The sequence below is a fragment of the Candidatus Steffania adelgidicola genome (genome assembly GCF_020541225.1).
Classification (GTDB): Bacteria; Pseudomonadota; Gammaproteobacteria; order Enterobacterales; family Enterobacteriaceae; genus Steffania; species Steffania adelgidicola.
Genome location: NZ_CP045889.1, coordinates 831,257 through 851,654 on the forward strand (window position 1 = coordinate 831,257; position 20,398 = coordinate 851,654).

A 20,398-nucleotide genomic window follows, 5' to 3' on the forward strand; every position below is an offset into this window, starting at 1 on the left:
TTTTGCGATATCACAGGTTAACATGGGTACTAGGCCTTGTAGTGGCGGTAAATGCAGGATGCGGTTATCACCTTCCTGGCACTACCCATCAGACGCAGACTCAAATAAAAAATATGACCTTAAACACTCATGAGTTATATGGACCACTAACACGCGCCATACGTGAGGAGCTGCATCTGAATCATGTGATGCTTGTTCAGTGTATCCAGGATGGTAACACACTACCGTCGCTGGAAATTCTCAATACCTCCGAAAGACAAGAAACCGCCTCAGTATTTCAGAATGGTAAAACTGCAGAGTACGAGATCACTTTAAACATACAAGCAAAGGTAGTAATACCTGGTAAGGATTACCACCTGATCGATATAAAGGTGCATCGCTCTTTCTTTGATAATATACTGACAGTACTGGCGAAAGATGCTGAAGGAGATATCATCCGTCAGGAGATGCGACAGCAAGCCGCGCAGCAACTGGTGCGCACACTTCTGTTAGTGTATACTGTAGAGAAGACGCATGATATGGTGGATGAAACGCACCCAAAGAAGCAGAGACAGATCCATGATCCGCTTGTATCCCGACCAGTTGCTAACAAACCTTAAAGCATCCTGCTTCCCCTGTTATTTTCTATTCGGTAATGAACCATTATTGCTACAGGAAAGCGAAGATTATATTCGTAAAGAAGCTCAGATACAGCAGTTTGACGAACATTTTAATGTCATATTAGACAGCAACACTGATTGGGAAGAAATCTTCAACCTATGTAAAACACGCAGCCTATTCGCTAGTCGTCAAACGCTACGCCTTATATTACCGGACGGTAATACCCAAGCCGTCATAAGCGACAAACTGCTGCAGCTCACAGCATTGTTACATAATAATTTAGTCTTGATCTTGCGCGGCAGCAAGCTGACTCCAGCTGTAGAGAAATGCGGATGGTTTAAAGCACTGAGTCCAACTGCAGTGCTAGTAAGCTGTAGCACTCCAGAAAAAACACAGCTACCTGGATGGGTAGCAAGACGTGCTAAAAAGATGAAGTTAGCGCTAGATGATGCTGCCTGTCATCTTCTTTGTTATGCGTATGAAGGCAACTTGCTAGCACTAGCCCAAGCGCTCGATCGGCTGTTGCTAATTTATCCCAATGCTCACCTGACCCTATCGCAAGTTAAAGCTACCGTAAACGATACTTCAGACTTGACACTGTTTCACTGGATCAACGCCGCTATCATGGGAAACAGTAAACGCGCAGCGCGGGTTCTTTATCAACTACAACTAAAAACTACAGAACCGGTCATATTGCTACGTATTATTCAGCGTGAAGTCCTATTGCTACTGATGTTGAAACGGCATGCCATTATCGAACCAATCTACACACTATTTGAGCGTCACAAAATATCTCAGAACCGTCGATCACTGCTCACTAACGCAGTAAGTCGACTCACTCTTTCACAGCTGAAGGACACGATAGCCTTAATGAATAAAATTGAACGCTCACTTAAGCAGGATTACAGCTACCTCGCATGGTCTGATTTTCATGCTTTAGCACTATTGTTATGCGGCAAAAGCATACCTGAAGTCATGATTAATGGGTAAACACGCTCTAACTGCTTTTTACGGTGGAACCTTTGATCCTGTTCATTATGGTCATATTCGGCTCATGATCGCGTTAAAAAATCTTTTAAATCTACAACGGATAATCCTGTTGCTAAACAATATACCGCCACACAGAGCAAATCCTATGACTGCATCACAACGTCTAGCGATGCTTCGGTTGGCTATCGCCGAAATTCCAGACGCATTCCTGACTATTGATGAACGTGAACTTCACAGGTCCACACCGTCCTGGACAGTAGACACTTTTAAAGAACTACGCCGAGAATACGGCCCTGACTCACCTCTTGGATTTATTATTGGTTACGACTCGCTACTAACACTGCGATCATGGTATCGCGGCCTAGCGTTAATGGACTTATGCCATCTTCTTGTGTGTCCCCGACCCGGTTACAGGAGCTTGCTAACTAACCAGGTTGATAATCAATGGTTGGAAAATCGCTTGACAAATGATCCGCAGGCACTATCTCAACAACCAGCAGGGTTGATTTATTTCGCAGCTACCCCACAATTTGCTATTTCTGCTAGCGATATCCGGACGCGATACCGGGAAGGCCGCTCTTGCGATGGTCTTCTACCTTCTTCGGTACAAAGTTATATTCACAAACATGGCTTATACCGTTAAGAAATATAAGAGATGAAATAATGCTGATGTAATATACTACATACGATTTTTTTCTTGATGGATTTCTCAAGAATACTTTTATTAAAACGATTGATAATTTAACAATATACGATGACCTTCAGTATTTAACAGAAGTTAAGCATCAATAGTAATCCATTCTAGATTTTTTTCTAACTACCCTCTTCTTAACTGCGCTATTGATGAAGTAAGATTTATTATCACTAACACTAGACTTGAAGAATTATCTTGTATAGATTATAATCTAATTGAACGCAGAAAGTGATGGTGTATTCTTTCTTAGAAAAGAACCGTCGTCTATAGAACGGACACGATCTAGAATGCCTTTTATTTTGCTGTATTGATAAAGCGTCTCTGAAAATTTTTCAAAGAATTACTCATCGACCTAAGATCGATAGTAGCTGGGATTCGCAGTTTACAACTAAATATTTTTAATTATTATTGAAAAACAAGACAACTAATATGGTATCTCAGGTAGTAAAATATCAGCATAACGATAGGTATCTCCAATATGAACTCGAAAATTAGACAAGTGAAGGCCTGGAAAATAAAGCAGCCGTAGAGAAAAACTCGTTGATATCTCTTGTTAACTCTTAAATCAATCTGATTCTCTAAGACTACTTGTTCGACATCCATAGTATTCATGCATTATGACTAACACTTACCCTGGTATCACTACCAGAAAGCGGTAAAAATGATCAATGTAAAATAATTTCACCGAATGACAATAAAATCCAATCTCTTTCGCGATTATTCAGCAGAATCAGTACTATTTATACGTCGTACACTAGTGGCGTACGTTGGTATTTTTCTGCTTACCGGTATGCTCATTATTAATCTGTATCATTTGCAAATAATCCACGTTGAGGATTATCGAACCCGCTCTAACGAGAATCGCATTAAACTAGTTCCCATCGCACCAAGCCGCGGTATTATCTACGATCGCAACGGCACTCCGCTAGCACTTAACCGCACTATTTATCAACTAGAGCTCGTGCCAGAAAAGGTGCACGACTTAAAGAAAACCATTACGGCTCTCCGCACAATAGTAGATTTAACCGATGACGATCTTAGTAATTTTGAAAAAGAACGCAAACGCGCTCACCGTTTTACCTCGCTGCCTCTTAAAGTCGGGTTAACTGATGTACACCAGGCTCGTTTTGCCGTGAATCAATATCGATTTCCAGGCATCGAGATAAAAAGCTATCAGCAACGCTACTACCCCTACGGCGCCGCACTCACTCATGTTATCGGCTATGTGTCAAAAATTGACGAAGAGGATATAGAACGTCTCAATCAACAAGGGATGCTACAGAACTATGCCCCAACTCACGATATCGGTAAATTAGGGATCGAACGCTACTATGAAAATATCCTACATGGTAAAACCGGTTATGAAGAAGTTGAAGTTAATAATCGTGGCCAAGTCATCCGTCAGTTGCGAGAAGAAGCGCCTCAGGCAGGGAAAGATATCACTTTAACCTTAGATCTAAACCTGCAACAATATATTGAAACACTACTGCTTGGTAGTAGCCGCGCCGCTGTGGTGGTTATGGATCCACGTGACGGCGGTATTCGCGCAATGGTATCTAACCCACGCTATGATCCCAATCTGTTTGTCAATGGAATTTCCAGTAAAAAATATCATGCACTACTGGAAGACGAAAACCATCCGCTTATTAATCGCGCCACGCAGGGATTATATCCGCCAGCCTCTACCGTGAAACCTTACATCTCAGTATCAGCCTTAACGATTGGTGTCATCAACAAAAAATTCTCACTCTTGGATCTAGGCGGATGGACATTACCCGGCTCGGAAAAACGTTACCGCGATTGGAAGAAATGGGGGCACGGTCGTTTAAACGTCACTCGGGCATTGGAGGAATCTGCGGACACCTTCTTCTATCAAGTAGCATATGATATGGGGATCGATAAACTTTCTGAATGGATGAATAAATTTGGCTACGGTAAATATACTGGCATCGATCTATCGGAGGAACGGGCAGGTTTGATGCCTACTCGTGACTGGAAAATTTCGCATTTTAAAAAAAAATGGTATCAAGGAGACACTATTCCTGTTGGAATCGGTCAAGGGTATTGGATAGCTACACCTCTTCAAATGTCAAAAGCGCTAATTACATTGATTAATGATGGCGAAGTACGTACGCCACATCTACTCTACGGTACTCTGGAAAATGGACACCAGGTTCCCTACCGTCAACCGACAAATATACAAATCGGTGATCCTCATTCCGGTTACTGGGAGATTGCCAAAGACGGTATGTATGGTGTTGCCAACAGGCCGAACGGCACAGCTCGGAAAAGCTTTGCTAATACGCCGTATAAAGCGGCAGCAAAATCTGGTACAGCCCAAGTTTATGGTTTAAAAAGTAGTAGAGCAACCTATAATATCCATAAAATTGCGGAACGCCTACGCGATCATAAGTTGATGAGTGCATTTGCCCCCTACGATAAACCTACAGTTGGTGTAGTAGTAATCCTGGAAAACGGTGGCGGCGGCCAAGCAATAGGAACCATTACCCGTCAGATTCTGGATTATATTCTAATTAATAATAATTATGATCAGTTGCATAAAAAACCAACCGTTATTTCTACTAAAAAAAGTAATTAATATTTATGAATGAGAATCCCGAACATCAATCCTTGTTTAAAAAACTACACATTGACGTAATATTCCTGTTTTTTGTCACCCTAATTTTGGTTTATAGTGCTCTAGTGGTGTGGAGTGCCAGCGGGCAAGATGTCAACATTATAGAACACAAGATCGCTCAGATTCTAATTGGTCTAATTGTTATGCTGCTGATGGCGCAAATACCGCCACGCGTTTATGAAGCATGGGCACCTTTCCTATATATTTTCTGCATACTTCTACTGGTGTTAGTAGATACCTTTGGTCAGATTAGTAAAGGCGCACAACGTTGGCTAGATCTGGGTCTCATACGCTTTCAGCCCTCTGAAATTGCTAAAATTGCTGTACCGATGATGATTGCCCGTTTTGTTAATCGCAATAGCTGCCCGCCATCTTTAAAAAATACTTCTATTGCGCTTATGCTGATTTTCTTGCCCACCCTACTTGCGGCGGCACAACCTGATTTAGGTACCGCTATTCTTATTGCTGCTTCTGGTTTATTTATTCTCTTCTTGTCGGGAATAAGTTGGCAGCTAATCATGTTGGCATTACTGTTGGTCGCGGCATTTATCCCTATACTATGGTTCTTTTTAATGCATGATTATCAACGAAATAGGATAATGATGCTCCTAAATCCGGAATCTGACCCTCTCGGTGCAGGCTATCATATTATTCAGTCAAAAATCGCCATCGGTTCTGGTGGATTATCCGGAAAAGGTTGGCTACACGGCACTCAGTCTCAGCTGGAGTTTTTACCTGAACGCCATACCGATTTCATCTTTGCAGTTTTAGGAGAGGAACTAGGGTTTATAGGGGTATTAGTTTTACTCGCTCTCTATCTTGGAATTATCATACGTGGTTTAGTGATCGCAGTGCGTGCACAGAATACTTTTTGTCGGGTTATGGCTGGCGGTTTAATGCTAATTCTATTTGTTTATTTATTTGTTAATATTGGTATGGTAAGTGGTATTTTACCAGTGGTTGGTGTACCTCTCCCACTGGTTAGCTACGGCGGTTCGGCATTAATTGTAATTATGGCGGGGTTTGGCATAGTTATGTCAATACACACACATCGAAAAATGTTGTCTAAATATTTATGATAAATTACGAGATAAACCCCGACTCAGTCATATCATAAAATCAATATTGTGGTATTATATTTAATAGTCAATTGATTGTTTTTAAAAGAAAAAGATTTATTAGGAGAAAAAACGCGCTATCTAGATGCGCATGTTTTTTTCCTGGCATAGCATGCTGCAGTACCCCTGATGTTTTTTGGCGCACAAGGGGCATTGGATGAATAGCAAGTGACAACTCTGATTACGGCAATTCGTATGAGTATCTGAAGGGGCGCCGCATTGATGACAATTGGCAATGATATCTGATGTTATACGCTCGCCCAAGCGTTCATCGAATACAAAATTTTTCCCAATAAATTTTAAGGGGAGCCCTTGTTGCCGTGCAGAACGGACATATTGAAGAATACCACCTTCTATTTGATATACTTTTTTAAAACCGTTATGTATCATCCAGGCACTGGCCTTTTCGCAACGAATACCACCGGTACAATACATAACAATTTTTTTATTTTTATAATACCGTAACATTCTCACCGTCATCGGCAACTGTTCGCGAAACGTATCAGAGGGGATCTCGATAGCCTGATTGAAATGCCCTACTTCATACTCATAATGATTACGCATATCTATAAAGATCACATCCGGATCGTCCATCATTAAATTCACCTCTTTTGCCGTGAGATAAGTGCCAACGTTCGTCGGATTGAAAGTGGGATCCTTAATACCATCGGCGAGAATATGCGGTCGCACTTTCATACGTAATACCCAGAAAGATCGGCTATCTTCGTCCAAGGCTATGTTCAATCGCAATCCATCTAACTTTGGATGTGCACTGTACAATACCTCACGGAGAGTGCCCAATCGGCTTTCTGGTACATTAATTTGCGCATTAATTCCCTCTGTAGCGATATAGATTCGGCCGAATACATTAAGGACTCTGAGCGTCCGGTAAAAAATATCACGGAAACTCTGCGGATCGTTTAGAATAAAATATCTATAAAAAGAAAGCGTTATGCGAGGTTCACTTTCCCTAAACATGCGAACCCGTAATTCTTGATTGGAGACCCGATTATATAATGCTATCATGATATGAGTTCCCATTGTTAATTAAGTTATTAGTGAACAGGGAAGACTATTCCCCCTGATACGGTTACTATATTTATGCTCAAGAAACCATGCTCGATATATCATAATTTGATGAACACTAAAGTATTTCTAGAGTGATATTCCTATAAATATTAATGAATATATAGAATTTTTAATTCACTTTATTAAAAGTCATGATCTGAAGATAGATATGGTTAATGAAAGCATATCCAGATCACACTGTTTCATGAAACAAACGTGATATTCGAGAAGGTCAAATAGTATTATCGGATATGCTACTATAAAAACAGTACCGTATGGTTAGATTCAATAGAACATAAAATGTTTTAATATCTCCATGCTTATCTAGGCAATAGATAATCATGAGTTATATATGTCAATTCACTATTTTCTTCACTTCTTTATGTTTATAGAATATAAATGATAGCGTTAAGACAATTTTATACCCTTATCAATACCTTTTTTATACTCTTTGTTATAAATGTAGAATTGATCTTAAGCAATAGTGTATCTTGTTCTATTATAAACAGTGTTTACTTAAATTTAAAAGACGGTTTACACATACCCAAGAGATTTCAAATCCATACATGAAAGATACATATATAAATATAGGTAAAAGAGGTAGGATATTCTCCATTTAAATTGATTTATAATCTTCATATAGTAACGAGAGATTGGTATCTCACCAATACAGATACTGTATATTAAATTGCATATTTTTTATCAATAAAAGAGAATGTGTTTTTAGAGAAAATCATCCGATTTATACAATATACCGACAATAAGTTTAAAGATTATTTAACGTTTAACGTTACTGGATACAAGGTCTTTATTTAACTACAGTGTCACTCCAATCTTGTAAGTATTCTTGAATAGCTCAATAAAAACACAATGAGAATATTCAATCTTTAATCATATCTCATTAATGCTAATATTATAATTAGTCATGAGAAAAAACAATCTCTGCAGAATGCTTGTATGAAATACAATGCATACGGTATATTACTTGTCTTATATAAGAGTCTATAATTAAAATGAAGTTTGTTATCTACAAAGTAGATTCTATCTATAATATTGTTAATGTTCATATAGAATTATAGGGGAATTGTATTCTATACATCCTCAACACAAGTTTACAAAACTACCTTGCGGTCGGGTAGAGCACGCGAAATTTAATAAATTTTATCGACTACTCTTCAACTAAAAGCTACACCCAATACCCAGCTATTTCTCGATCTTAATCGAACCCCTAACAGGGGGCAGGGGTATCTATCGGATATTGAAAACCTATTCAAAGGAATTGATAACACGCCTGTATATCTTATAAAAACACCATGCAACAGGAAAGTATCAATATGATTGTTTATATAGCTAAACTTTATACTAACGTTACCCCTTTAAAGTTACGATATAATCACGGGGTTTAATCTGCCTACTAGTAGATGCATGAAAAATCACTATGTTTTTTCTTTTCAAGTACTCAACCTGGGACTCAAAAATGATATGTTATACTCTATAATTAGACATCCCAATTCATCACGAATAAATAACATCATACAATTACACTCTATAACAATTTATTAATAATTGAAAAAGAGCATTTAAAAAGTCACTCTACTTCTTTGTAGATTATCATAAGAATTTCACGCATCATCTCGTCTTGTCTATTTTTTCTCTATATAAATTTAGACGCGATCGTTTATCTATCACTTATATTGTATTTAATATATCTCAGCAGACAGTAAAAAAATCATTGATATTTCTTATCAGAGAGTGTATTTCAATGTACTCATTTTAATTATATTATGTCAACTACAGATAACCTCTAGTCATAACAAAGATGTTTGTTGTCATTATCGCTTAAATGAACTTCAGTTCAGATATAAAAATACAGGAAAATAACTACGCTTTATATCTATCCGGAATGATTTTCTAATGAAATACTATATGTTTTCTAAAAAAATATATAACTACTCACAATAACATTGTTTTATAAAAAATAATTTAATTTATTATATGAATATATTATTAAAACTTAGTCAATTAGTTATACTCTATACAAACGAACTTAATAGGATCAACATGTTAAGGATGATAATATATGATGCATAATGAATTAGAATAGCTGAGATGATAATAATGCAGGATTTGCGTCTGATATTAATTATTTTAGGGGCGATTGGGATCATAGCATTGCTTTTACATGGTGTATGGACTAACCGTAAAGAACAAGCTACAATTTTTCGTGATTGCCCAATTAAACGACTTCAACAAGAACAGAAAGATCGGGAGAAAGATTTACTATCTGCATCTAATCACACCGTCAGTGAAGTGCTTGTCGCGGATATCACCAAACAACACCCAAAAGACGTCAGTCGCATCGATGAAAGCGCTCTATCCCCCAACCCATCAACATACACTGCACATATTGGCGATGATCATGAGAGAGGAGTAGGTTCCAATACCACTTTAACCCAACCCCCGAGTAAGCCAACCGTACCGACGAACAATGACGAACGGATAGCATTAGTCCTCCAGGTGAAGGAAAAAAAAACAGTACTGGTAATACATGTCGCCGCTTACAATAACAGTGTCTTAGATGGTCAATCACTGATGAAAAGCGTGCTTCAAGCTGGTTTTAAATTTGGACAAATGAATGTTTTTCATCATCACCTTAATCCCATAGGAACCGGACCTGTGTTGTTTAGCCTAACTAATATGATAGAACCCGGTTCTTTTAATTCTGATAAGATAGCTGATTTAATCACTCCAGGAATCTCTATATTTATGATGATTCCTGCCTATGGCGATGCTTATCAGAACTTTAAGCGCATGCTGCAATCTGCTCAGCGTATTGCCGATGATTGCGGTGGCGTCGTGCTTGATGATAAGCACCACTTGATGACCCCGCAAAAACTAGACGAGTATAAAATGCGAATTCGGCAAGCCTTGGCTGCCAACACCTAATCAAAGCGATTACATCAAACGATTATTGCTGAAATCAGGTTCAATAAGATCCCGATTACCTTTGTTCTGTTGAGGGTGAATAATGGAGCAAATAGAACAAGATATCCTAACGCTACGTCAGAAGCTACAATATTGGGAGTATCTCTATTACGTAAAAGACGCTCCTGAAGTCCCCGATAGCGAATATGATCGCATCATGCTCAAACTACGTGAATTAGAAGAAAAACGACCAGACTTATCGCACGAGCACTCCCCTAGTGAGAGAATCGGTGGAAAAGCGAACAACAGATTTAGGCAAGTAAGCCATGAAGTACCAATGCTTTCGCTAGATAATGCTTTTGAAGAATCCACCTTTATTGCATTTGATAAACGAGTTAGCGTCAATCGTAGGCACGATAATGATATGACCTATTGCTGCGAACTAAAGTTGGATGGACTTGCTGTCAGTTTGCTCTATAAAAATGGAAAACTGGTTCAGGCTGCTACCCGTGGAGACGGAACCACCGGTGAAAATATCACTGCTAACGTGCTAACTATCCGTACTATTCCACTTTATTTAAAAAACCACGATAACCTCCCGCGCATACTAGAAATCCGCGGTGAAGTCTTTATGTTAGCTGCTGACTTTTTTCGGTTAAACGAAACTGCTAAACGAGAAGGAGGAAAGGTTTTCGCGAATCCACGTAACGCTGCAGCGGGGTCTATACGCCAATTGGATCCTGCTATTACTAGCCAGCGGTCACTAACGTTTTATTGCTACGGAATCGGCCTGCTAAAAGACGGATTTCTACCAGACAGTCATTGGGAACGATTACAACAGCTGAAAATATGGGGACTCCCAATTAGCGACAGAGTGAAACGCTGCACTGGCAGAGATGCAGTACTAACTTTTTATCAACAGGCACATAAAGACAGGGCATGCTTCGGATTCGATATCGACGGCGTTGTTATTAAAGTGGATTCACTAACGCTACAGCATCGGTTAGGGAGCAACGCTCGCGCGCCGCGTTGGGCAATTGCTTATAAGTTCCCTCCTCAGGAACAATTAACCCACGTGAAAGATATTGAGTTCCACGTGGCGCGAACTGGAGTAATCACCCCGGTAGCACGACTTCAGCCAGTACTGATTTCTGGTGCTATGGTAAGTAAGGCTAGCCTTCATAATCCTAACGAGATCAAACGGCTAGGGCTGATGATTGGCGACATAGCGATCGTCCAACGCGCCGGCGATGTCATCCCAAAGATCGTAGGTATTCTTTCCTCCGAACGGCCGGGGGATGCTCAAGAAATCGTATTTCCGTCACACTGTCCAGTCTGCAATTCACACATTAAACAAGTGGAGAGTGGGGGTGTATTGCGATGCACCGCAGGTTGGATTTGCACCGCACAACGTAAAGAAGCGCTCAAGCATTTCGTTTCTCGACGAGCGATGGATATTAACGGTATGGGGGATAAGATTATCACGCAACTAGTTGAGTCTGGAGTACTGAAAACCCCGACTGATCTGTTTCTATTAAAGCAAGAGAACCTGATCTCTCTGAAACGGATAGGACCGAAATCAGCTAAAAACTTACTCAATGAGTTAGAAAAAGCCAAAAAAACTACGTTTGCACGTTTCCTTTATGCACTGGGAATACCTGAGGTAGGCGAAGCAACGGCTGCCTCTCTCGCAGCTATCTACATAACAATGGATGCGTTATTGGCAGCCGATATTGATTCGCTTAGATCCGTGAAAAATATTGGTAAAAATGTATCAACCCACATATTTAATTTTTTCTCTGAAAGCCATAATATTGGAATCATCTTGGATTTATTAAGTCCAACCATTGGTATCCACTGGACTGAACCTGTCAACACACCCAGTGCTAATCTATTCGCTGGTAAAACGATTGTCATAACCGGATCATTCATAATCCTATCGCGCCATGAAGCTAAGGAACGCCTAATAGCCCTGGGTGCTCGGATTACCAATAGTGTTTCTACTAAAACTAATCTGCTTATCCAAGGATACAAGGCGGGGGGCAATCTGTCTAAAGCTAAAGAGTTAAATATTCCAATTATAAATGAGACTGAAATGATGCGTTTTCTACAGAAATAGCTCGATATACAACAAAACAAAAATAGTTAATGGAACCTATTAGGTATTACCAATATTTAAATATCATTAAAAAAATATCAGATATAAATACTTAAGTAGCTTCGCCAAGCTCCTATATCTCTCAAAAGTTATAAAGGTATAAAATAATTTTCTTATAAGAAAATTATTTTTTTTTGCTAATCAACTTCATATTCATAACGCCATGCGCATTTAGCATAGAGCATGTGTGCCGCACCACATTCTCGGCATTGCTAAAAATCATGTTACCTATTATGCCTCTCTCTACGAGAGGGGGATAATAGGGTCCGGATAGAGAGGTAGAGAGCCTCTCTGAATAAATCAAAAGGTGAAAAAATGAAATACGGTTAAACCCGAAGGGTAGTAAAATAGTCGTGGCAAAAACTAATCACTCTTAAAATAAAATAACCGTCATGGAATATACTGCGATATACGAAAGATATCATGTTCAATATACTATTTATTTTAATAACATACCTGGTGGCGAAATCATTTATCTATAACGCCCATTTTCAATCTACCACGCATTAATTGTGAAAGTCAAAATAAACAGTAAATATCTTTAAAGATAGAGACAAAACTTTTAGTTTTCATAGAAAAGGAAGTTTTTGTGAATACATAAACACGAAAATGGAACAACACCCATCCACAGCATCCTTCACAACAGGATCATAAACAGAATCGAATCCTGTGGATTTTAAAAAGTAAAAACAAAAGTAAACATGATGCTGAAACGCTCAAGCAATGAGGTGTTATACTTATATATCTTGGAAAAAATAGGCTATTTCCATTAGATCAGGGTCTAAGAGACGCGATAGCGCTAGCAAAACGAATTAAACCTAAGAGTCAACGTCGCTAAATTCAACTTATCGCTAAAATGCTACGCGTACGAGATCCAGAGTCGATTCAGCAATCATTACATGAACTTAAAAAAAATATTTTAATTTAGTGAGATATAGTGTTTTATAATCGAAAAAATCTTGTATACGAAACCACTTTATTATAATAAAAAAATATGATAAAAAATACTACAATGATCTGTATGCTACGGCGCTCTAGGTCTAGAACGCGCTCTTTTAAGTAAGAAAATTAATCATAACGCTAGCGAAATTTCATTAAATGCTCATTTATCTTGATGTATTTAGATTAAGGGTATATTAAAAACCTAGCAATATACTGAGCACTACGCATGCATTTTTATATATAAGAAACTCTGATTTATTACATACCGAGTCATAAGTATCCACTTAAAGGTTTTCTTAACGTATTAAAATTTTAAAAAAATACCAATAAATATTATCTTCCATTTAATATTTTAGTAAACTATCTTTTAAATAAAAAACTTTATCCATATTTTACTTTTTCTGATTAGTTTAATATCTGAGTTCAAACGTACATGTATTAATGAAGGTTAATCTTCAGTGTCATCTTAACATAGAAATATAGTTACCATATAGCATTTCCATACTAATCTAGGACTTAAAATTATCCCCCTCATCAAATCTAGACTTTCATAGTACGAACTCTGGGTATTTTTTCGCCAATGGATAATTCATGAACATCACATACCAAAGAAACAATAATAGAAATACAGACACACCGGGTTCCAAGTGCTCATACAGTATGAAACCTCATAATATCTAATTTCTTTCAAACCTTCAGCATCGTTATCTATAGTATATTTTTATTTTTTATCATACTATCCACTCTATTTGAACATGGTTCTTTCGCCCTTGTATAGAGCGAATAGCTATGCTTTATACTTCTCTTCCCTCACCTATCGATACAAACCACTGCTTGTCACAGTGGCTGCGATAAAACTCAAGGCCAAGATTCATCTCGCTCTTCAGGATACCAGGAGTCAATGGCAGGATGAAAGACTCGCTCGGGGGAGGGTATGATTAAAATGACGCATCCAGTATCACTGGACACTGCCGTAATAGCATTCGGTGAGGTGTTTGGGGATTAACTGAATAGTCTTTCCGGTACTTTACCGTAGTTATCTACATGGCGCAAAGCGACCAGACCCGCATGTTCAATTGCAACTAGATGCCTTAAATCTCGCATTTCTATGAGAACCCCCAGCACGGCAAACAACGATGGAAATACGGGACCCCATATATACTGCAATAGCAGTATATACGCGATGTAACCTCTTCTAAACTAAACTTAACCTTAAAAGTATTCGGACTTATTTCCTATAAAGCTCAGCCAGTATATCACTCTCCTAGAGTGCCAATATCAACATCGATACCACAATGTCCGGCAAATGCTATTTCAGCTAGCCACACCAGTAAACCACCATCAGGTCGGTCATGATAGGCTAAGCAGCTTTCCTTCCAGCACCAGTTTCTGTATAGCTCGGAAAAAAGCACCCAGTTAAGTGAAGTTACGTATATTAGAAGTTTTGTCTCCGACTTACTGGTTAACTTGCGCTAAAGTGCTACCCCCTACGGAGCCAGGTAACCCGCGCCAAGATCAAGAAATAGCACGAGATTATCACCACTAGACTGTAATCATTGCGGAATTACCGTAGCACAAATATCTTCCACGTAGACAAAATCATTAATCGCTACCGAGAGCGGCGCAATCATTTCCCACTTCTATTCACCTTATTCCCAACTCGTTTCTATTGACATAAAATCTTTCTCTACTGGAATGTTAATTCCAAAGTTAGGAAGAGCGCCTGGCCAAACACCTTCAGTGCCTAATAAATCGCAACATCGTCCCATGGATAAACGACAGCAACTACCTCGTGAGCAGAGAGTATTACCCCGATTAATATCACCAATGTGTGTAGCGGCTAAATTAGTCAACGCCCCACCTACGGCGGACAGTCAGAAGCAGCAAGGTTTAACAGCGCCAGAGTCGACTGCTCGCCAATCGACATCACCTCACCCTAATAGCTATTATCAAAGTTAATGATCATAAAGGCAGAGTTAGATAACTCGTACTTGACAGGGGCCGGATATCTAAACACGCTCCATCATTCCAATAACAGTCCGATTATTAATAATAATGAAAAAGGTTTGTAAATCCATTACTGGTACATGTAATACCCGGTAAATTTCCTTAGTAAGTGTACATATAATCACTATTTAATTTATGTCCATTAGATTGCAGGGTAATAGTCTCCCGTAACATTTTCGGCCTCTTTCCAAACACAGCATCCAGAGGAAAGCAATCGGTCGGTTTCCGACCCTCTTATGCTCCAATTCAAGATTTCACTCCTGTATTACTTCATCCACTACCGCATAAAACACGCAATTACATTGATAAATAACATTAAATTTCGCCACTGTTTCAGGTAAAACTGCTATAGCATAACGCTATTGAGATTTAATATATGACTTAGTGAACCAATTTCTAGTTCGTCATTGCAGATTTTCTGCAGTTGGAAGCGACCACAACTACGGTAGCCATCACTGTTTAGCTCTAGCATTTGGTTAGATAGGCCCGCCAGCGTTTAGATCATAGATAAAAGAATTGGATTCTTATCACCTAGTTGCCAGCACCGATCAATCACCTGCTGACAGGGAAGTTGCATCTCAGGGTTTGCACGCTAAACTGAGCCGAAATCTAGCATAACATCTGATTAACAAGCAGAATATCAACAATGCTTCACCTCTCCTAAAGTGGAGATCTCTGAACCACCGAGAAAAATTAGCTGAACGCCTACACTTAGTGGATTTTTCTCAATATATAATGCTCTTACATTATAGAGTCTACCGACTAGTATAACAGGTTTATAGTAGCAACGAAGCTCTAAACCATTATGATCCCTCTACACGATCTTCATAGGTACGGCAATACCCGGTTAAAGCACGACGGCAAAATCGATTATTAAACATCGCTCCTCCCAAAATTCTATCAGCCATAATGTTTAGTGTGCTAACGATACTCTATAGACGTCCAAAATCTTCTTCTCAAGGTTATTTCAATCCCAGAATAGGTAGATCTAGATCGAAAAACAAATCAGGCCCGCTTTTAGTTTGCCACTTCGGTCGATAGGATCTTCATCACAAATTTCACAACCAGATCCTCTGGTTACACGGGGAGAAGGAGAGATGGCGGTGGGATGATTATGAGCTTCTATCTTCATTAAAACATACGTCGTTTCTTGATAACATCATAGTATCCAGTCTTGACATCGCAAAAGCAAGGATCCACGGTTAATTCCTCAAATAGTGCAGCCTTCTCTTTATAAACGGATAAAACATATTCCAGTGTTTTCTGAAATGTGTTTTGATCATGTTAAATAGCAGTTTCACCTCGGGCTGACCATCAATTATCCAGTAGGCATTGCATCTTGTATGCCAACAGTGCTCGAAGTTGGTTTGAGCAAACATGTATAGCCTTATATCACTCGATTTGCGTCCTAAATAGGTAAGTATTTCAAAAAGATAGTCTATCTTATCCTAATCTAACGCCAAACTCTATACGATATTCGCTGCTTATAGCAGCCTACGTCTTTTACCAATTACGTCTACAAGGATTGCCGGCAACGGCAAATTCTGAGCAAATAAAACATGCGCATTCTCAACATTGTTGAAGACTGTCGCTATCATACGATCATATAGAAGAATCGAGCGCTACTTCCACCATACCTCATTCAAGTGAGGTGCCTGAATATTAAAAGGAAACACTACGATTTAGAAGCCTTACCTGAGACAACCCATAATTATGGATAATAATCAGTTGCCTTCCACGCTTAAGAAGACTGTTTACCCAGATGTGACGTTACCCGAAACAAATTCTTATTCAACTGCTATTCCATAAGAGAATGACCATATTTCAAGAAGACTTGAAGCCGTCTCGAGGCATTATTTTCAAGCCCAACACTACGATCGGCAAAGTAAACATATTCAGAATAAATATTGCTGACCGAAAAACGGGTATCCTAACACCGGGCTAGCAGCTTATGAAGCTGAAATGTGAATAAAGCAGGAAAACTGATTTACCATATTAATAGATCTCTCTTCCTTAAAAAAATAATCGAGGTGTATGATAAAACCATTTATTAGTTTTGATAAAAAAGAAAACGGATTATAACTTGAATGTATTAGTGTAATATTGTTTATTTTAATAAGAATAAAATAAAACAAATTAACTCAAATTCTATTCCTTCCTCACAACAACCGAATAACTTATAAAACGATCTTTTTTAAATTCAAGAACCAATACGGGATAAGACTATCCAATCAGTCTATAACCATATTTCATTTAGAAAATCTAAATAATAATCAATTTATTCTTCTGTTTTCTTATGAATTTTTAGAACAAGAATAAGTGGGTCTTTTATAGAATACAAATAGGTATTGTAAATATCGCTTAAAACCGGCTATTTTTTATTAATATCATTGTAGGATAAGGTGGGGCATCATTACAGATGCGTTTTTAAGAGATTTCTAAATGAACTTTTCAGAAATATCAAAACGATTTTACTTTTTTCTTAAAGAGAACTATCTTGTTTAAGATTTTTTCTTATAACTTGTTATATATATTTTACTAGGATGTGATTAGTTATTCTGGAATAATATTTTCTATTTAATTTAGATGATATAAAAACATCAGTCATCCATTTTCATATATCCAGGTACATCATTTACTTACTACATATTTGTCACCCGAACATTATATAAATCCTCGTCGCCGAGTTTTATTTCTGCAAATATTTCTTTTAAAGAATAGAAGATCAGGATGCATATTGCATTATGGAGATCTTTATGTAGAGGAAAATATCGATACACTGCTAAATTTGTATTAGAAATGATAATTTAATAAGAGAATTATCTATAAGATAAAGATCTTATCTTTAGTTGTGTTTAGTACCTATAAGCGTTCGATTTTAATTCAGACCGTATAAACATACAGAAAGGCAAAATATATTCATGTATCTTAATATCATCAGGTGATAACTATACTGGTTTGAAATATAAATTTCATATCGTTTCCACATAATAGAAGTAGTTTACTTTTATAAATAGCACCTCAAAATTTTTTAAATCATCAACTTTTATCAAAATATAGTGCTCATTTTTACTAGGATGTTCAATAGTCAGTTGACTATCTTGCAGCTAGTACATCAGTTTCGGATTCTATTTTAGACAAACGTAGATCGAACCAATTATTATCCGAGGACTTTCCGAAAAGCATGTAATTACTCTAGAAAACCTTACTCATTATACAAACATTATATTTAAGCACTCATCATAAAAATCAAATACTTAGTATATAGAGTATGTTCCTAAATATTTACCAGATCCGCTGGTTATGCTATAAAATATATATCCAAAAAGAAAAAGAGATAGTCTATATGGTGCATACACCCTATTTTTAGTCTTTAATTCCAGAATTAAACAGCAATCTCCTAGCTATAATATCCCTAAAACCAGATTAACATATTGAGAAAGTCAAGAACTAGCATCAAAATTAGCTAAACGTGATGGGCGTTTAGCGCTAATTATTTCTTTATAAGAAAAAGTTATATTTTTCAGGATCCCTAGAGTGCTATGTCAATGATTTTCAGATAATACCTGTCTTCTACTTAGGAGAAATATATTGATGAGCACTTCACGGTAACTCTTTGATCCGATAATTAAATTCCCAGAATTTAACATACATTTCGGATGTTGCATGAAACTCAAAGAGCCCTTTATATTTATTGTATCGATTGTTAATTTGATTTTTTAAAAAAAGATACAACCCATCGATTTTCAAATGTGTATCGATATAAGAAAAGTCATATTTTTTATTTAATATCTTTAGATAGTATTTCATATTCGATTATAGTGAGCGGAATTGTCGTTAAAATATAGACTTATATAAATTCATGATTAACAGATAAAGATCACGGAAAACGAGCAATCATTGTTTTAAAAACAACCCAAATAATATATTGCATAATTGACAAATCGTTATTGTACGACTTCCATCATATGTAGTTAAACTGAGTCAAGGACGAGTCTCCTAATTGAAATCATACTTCTAAAATGGAGAATTCTGAGTATTTATCTACCTAGCGCGATCTTGTCTAGAATATTTTTCTTAAACATATCCTTCAAGAGGCATCTTTCTATACGCCCGCCTCAGAGAGGCGAACCCCATATAGCGATTAAAAAGCAAGGAATTCCCGCATACTCAAATTATACTCTAGAAGTTATCGAGCTGATTATTTTATTGATTATAAAAATTTGGAAAAATTAATATTTTTATCTATCTGGACGATGACTGATATAGAATCAATAAAATAAATACACCCGCGTTGAGATGACGGGTGTCATCGAAGATGGGGGTAACAGAACTAATGCTTATGGTAATCCAGGCGTTCTGTTGATTCTATTTTAGCGATACCAGCTTCAAGAATAGAAATCAACTGCTTAGCAATATCCGTTGTTAGCCATAACGTCCGGTCAACTTCTGCGTCTACAGTGGCCTGGTTAGGGGAATTCACATAATGTAGGCGAATCATTATGGCATCGTAGGCATCTACAGTACTAATTTCCCAACCGACCAACGGGTGTGTATGAATAATTTCGTTTTTTCTGTCCATATATACCCCTTTTCTGACTCGTTGTGATTTGAGTGACTATGAGGTTCTTGTATCTCTTGGTGCGCAGGTTGTACCTGATACCCGCATTTAAAATAATTTTTGCAATTAAAAACCTCCTACACAAGATGTGAGCGCTCTAACAATCATATAAATCTTCGCTATTCCGTTTTTTATAAAAACCGCTATATGAAATCAAAAGATTTCATCAAACTAGTATCGATAAATAACGTGATTTTATCATTCCATATGCATGGAAAACAGACAACTTATGACATGTAAAATATCTTTGACTATCGTATGTAACATTGAGTTCAGAGTTAAAGAAGATCTAGATAATGACTCTCAATGATCCCATTGCTAATGAACCTCAATAGGTAATTGTACTAATTCAGCTTACTGCTATATTTTGCTTCAATCAGTTTATGCAGCAGTGCACTTGCATACATATCTCTATCTAAATTGGAAAATAAGTAAGTCTTTCTCTTTATTGTTTAATAAAATTCATTATGTCTATCAGCGCAGATCTGATATCGATCTATCTCACTTTTCCGCCAGATAACGCTTATCTTCGCGACTTTTTCTTCTAGAAGAACTGAGGTCAGAAAAATTCTCTATCCCCTATACTCCCTGGAAATTCTGAATTTGTAATGGAACTTGCTTTATATAAGAGTGGAAT

The 20,398-nt window shown here is 37.6% G+C and carries 14 protein-coding genes and 1 pseudogene; 9 read left to right on the top strand and 6 right to left on the bottom strand.

The genetic code is table 11. The features are described from left to right. Positions 1 to 2 precede the first annotated feature (2 nt). The 5 genes from lptE (at position 3) to mrdB (ending at position 6,001) form a co-directional block, all read left to right on the top strand. Positions 3 to 599 (top strand): LPS assembly lipoprotein LptE, encoded by a 597-nt coding sequence (lptE, locus tag GFK82_RS02330; protein ID WP_226810338.1) that lies wholly within the window; start codon positions 3 to 5, stop codon positions 597 to 599. Then, positions 559 to 1,590: a DNA polymerase III subunit delta gene (gene holA / locus GFK82_RS02335; RefSeq protein WP_226810339.1), complete on the top strand. Its 1,032-nt coding sequence runs from the start codon at positions 559 to 561 to the stop codon at positions 1,588 to 1,590. Before lptE ends, holA begins: the two co-directional genes overlap by 41 nt. Further along, positions 1,583 to 2,233, top strand: coding sequence for a nicotinate-nucleotide adenylyltransferase (nadD, locus tag GFK82_RS02340; protein ID WP_226810340.1), 651 nt, complete (start codon positions 1,583 to 1,585; stop codon positions 2,231 to 2,233). Before holA ends, nadD begins: the two co-directional genes overlap by 8 nt. Positions 2,234 to 2,972: 739 nt before the next feature. Then, positions 2,973 to 4,883 (top strand): peptidoglycan DD-transpeptidase MrdA, encoded by a 1,911-nt coding sequence (mrdA, locus tag GFK82_RS02345; protein WP_226810341.1) that lies wholly within the window; start codon positions 2,973 to 2,975, stop codon positions 4,881 to 4,883. Between the two features lie 5 nt (positions 4,884 to 4,888). Beyond that, entirely contained in the window at positions 4,889 to 6,001 is a 1,113-nt protein-coding gene (gene mrdB, locus GFK82_RS02350) for a peptidoglycan glycosyltransferase MrdB (RefSeq protein ID WP_226810342.1), read from the top strand. A gap of 120 nt (positions 6,002 to 6,121) precedes the next feature. Here mrdB and trhO read toward each other — a convergent pair whose 3' ends face one another. Beyond that, positions 6,122 to 7,066 carry an oxygen-dependent tRNA uridine(34) hydroxylase TrhO gene (trhO, locus tag GFK82_RS02355; RefSeq protein ID WP_226810343.1) on the bottom strand — a complete coding sequence of 315 codons (945 nt, stop codon included), beginning with the start codon at positions 7,064 to 7,066 and terminating at the stop codon, positions 6,122 to 6,124. A gap of 2,157 nt (positions 7,067 to 9,223) precedes the next feature. On the opposite strand from trhO, the gene zipA reads away from it, so the two are divergent. Together zipA and ligA are read left to right on the top strand one after the other, a co-directional pair. Continuing rightward, positions 9,224 to 10,054, top strand: a complete 831-nt coding sequence (gene zipA / locus GFK82_RS02360) for a cell division protein ZipA (RefSeq protein WP_226811278.1) — start codon at positions 9,224 to 9,226, stop codon at positions 10,052 to 10,054. Positions 10,055 to 10,136: 82 nt separating this feature from the next. Further along, a complete protein-coding gene (gene ligA / locus GFK82_RS02365; RefSeq protein ID WP_226810344.1) occupies positions 10,137 to 12,152 on the top strand; it encodes an NAD-dependent DNA ligase LigA in 2,016 nt (671 codons plus the stop codon). 1,839 nt (positions 12,153 to 13,991) lie between these two features. On the opposite strand, the pseudogene GFK82_RS04080 reads toward ligA, so the two are convergent. After that, a pseudogene (locus tag GFK82_RS04080) lies at positions 13,992 to 14,120 on the bottom strand (hypothetical protein); the annotation flags it as partial. A 269-nt stretch (positions 14,121 to 14,389) separates the two neighbouring features. Beyond that, a complete protein-coding gene (locus GFK82_RS02375) occupies positions 14,390 to 14,545 on the bottom strand; it encodes a hypothetical protein (RefSeq protein WP_226810345.1) in 156 nt (51 codons plus the stop codon). A gap of 8 nt (positions 14,546 to 14,553) precedes the next feature. Between GFK82_RS02375 and GFK82_RS03960 the strand changes: the two genes are divergently transcribed. Both GFK82_RS03960 and GFK82_RS02380 read left to right on the top strand, forming a co-directional pair. Beyond that, positions 14,554 to 14,679 carry a hypothetical protein gene (locus tag GFK82_RS03960; protein WP_282100968.1) on the top strand — a complete coding sequence of 42 codons (126 nt, stop codon included), beginning with the start codon at positions 14,554 to 14,556 and terminating at the stop codon, positions 14,677 to 14,679. Between the two features lie 149 nt (positions 14,680 to 14,828). Beyond that, a complete protein-coding gene (locus tag GFK82_RS02380; protein ID WP_226810346.1) occupies positions 14,829 to 15,092 on the top strand; it encodes a hypothetical protein in 264 nt (87 codons plus the stop codon). A 394-nt stretch (positions 15,093 to 15,486) separates the two neighbouring features. Here GFK82_RS02380 and GFK82_RS03965 read toward each other — a convergent pair whose 3' ends face one another. From GFK82_RS03965 to bssS, 3 genes are all read right to left on the bottom strand, one after another. Next, positions 15,487 to 15,612, bottom strand: a complete 126-nt coding sequence (locus GFK82_RS03965) for a hypothetical protein (RefSeq protein ID WP_282100969.1) — start codon at positions 15,610 to 15,612, stop codon at positions 15,487 to 15,489. A 730-nt stretch (positions 15,613 to 16,342) separates the two neighbouring features. Next, positions 16,343 to 16,582, bottom strand: coding sequence for a hypothetical protein (locus GFK82_RS04085; RefSeq protein WP_226811280.1), 240 nt, complete (start codon positions 16,580 to 16,582; stop codon positions 16,343 to 16,345). A gap of 2,891 nt (positions 16,583 to 19,473) precedes the next feature. Beyond that, positions 19,474 to 19,722: a biofilm formation regulator BssS gene (gene bssS / locus GFK82_RS02390; protein ID WP_226810347.1), complete on the bottom strand. Its 249-nt coding sequence runs from the start codon at positions 19,720 to 19,722 to the stop codon at positions 19,474 to 19,476. Positions 19,723 to 20,398 lie beyond the last annotated feature (676 nt).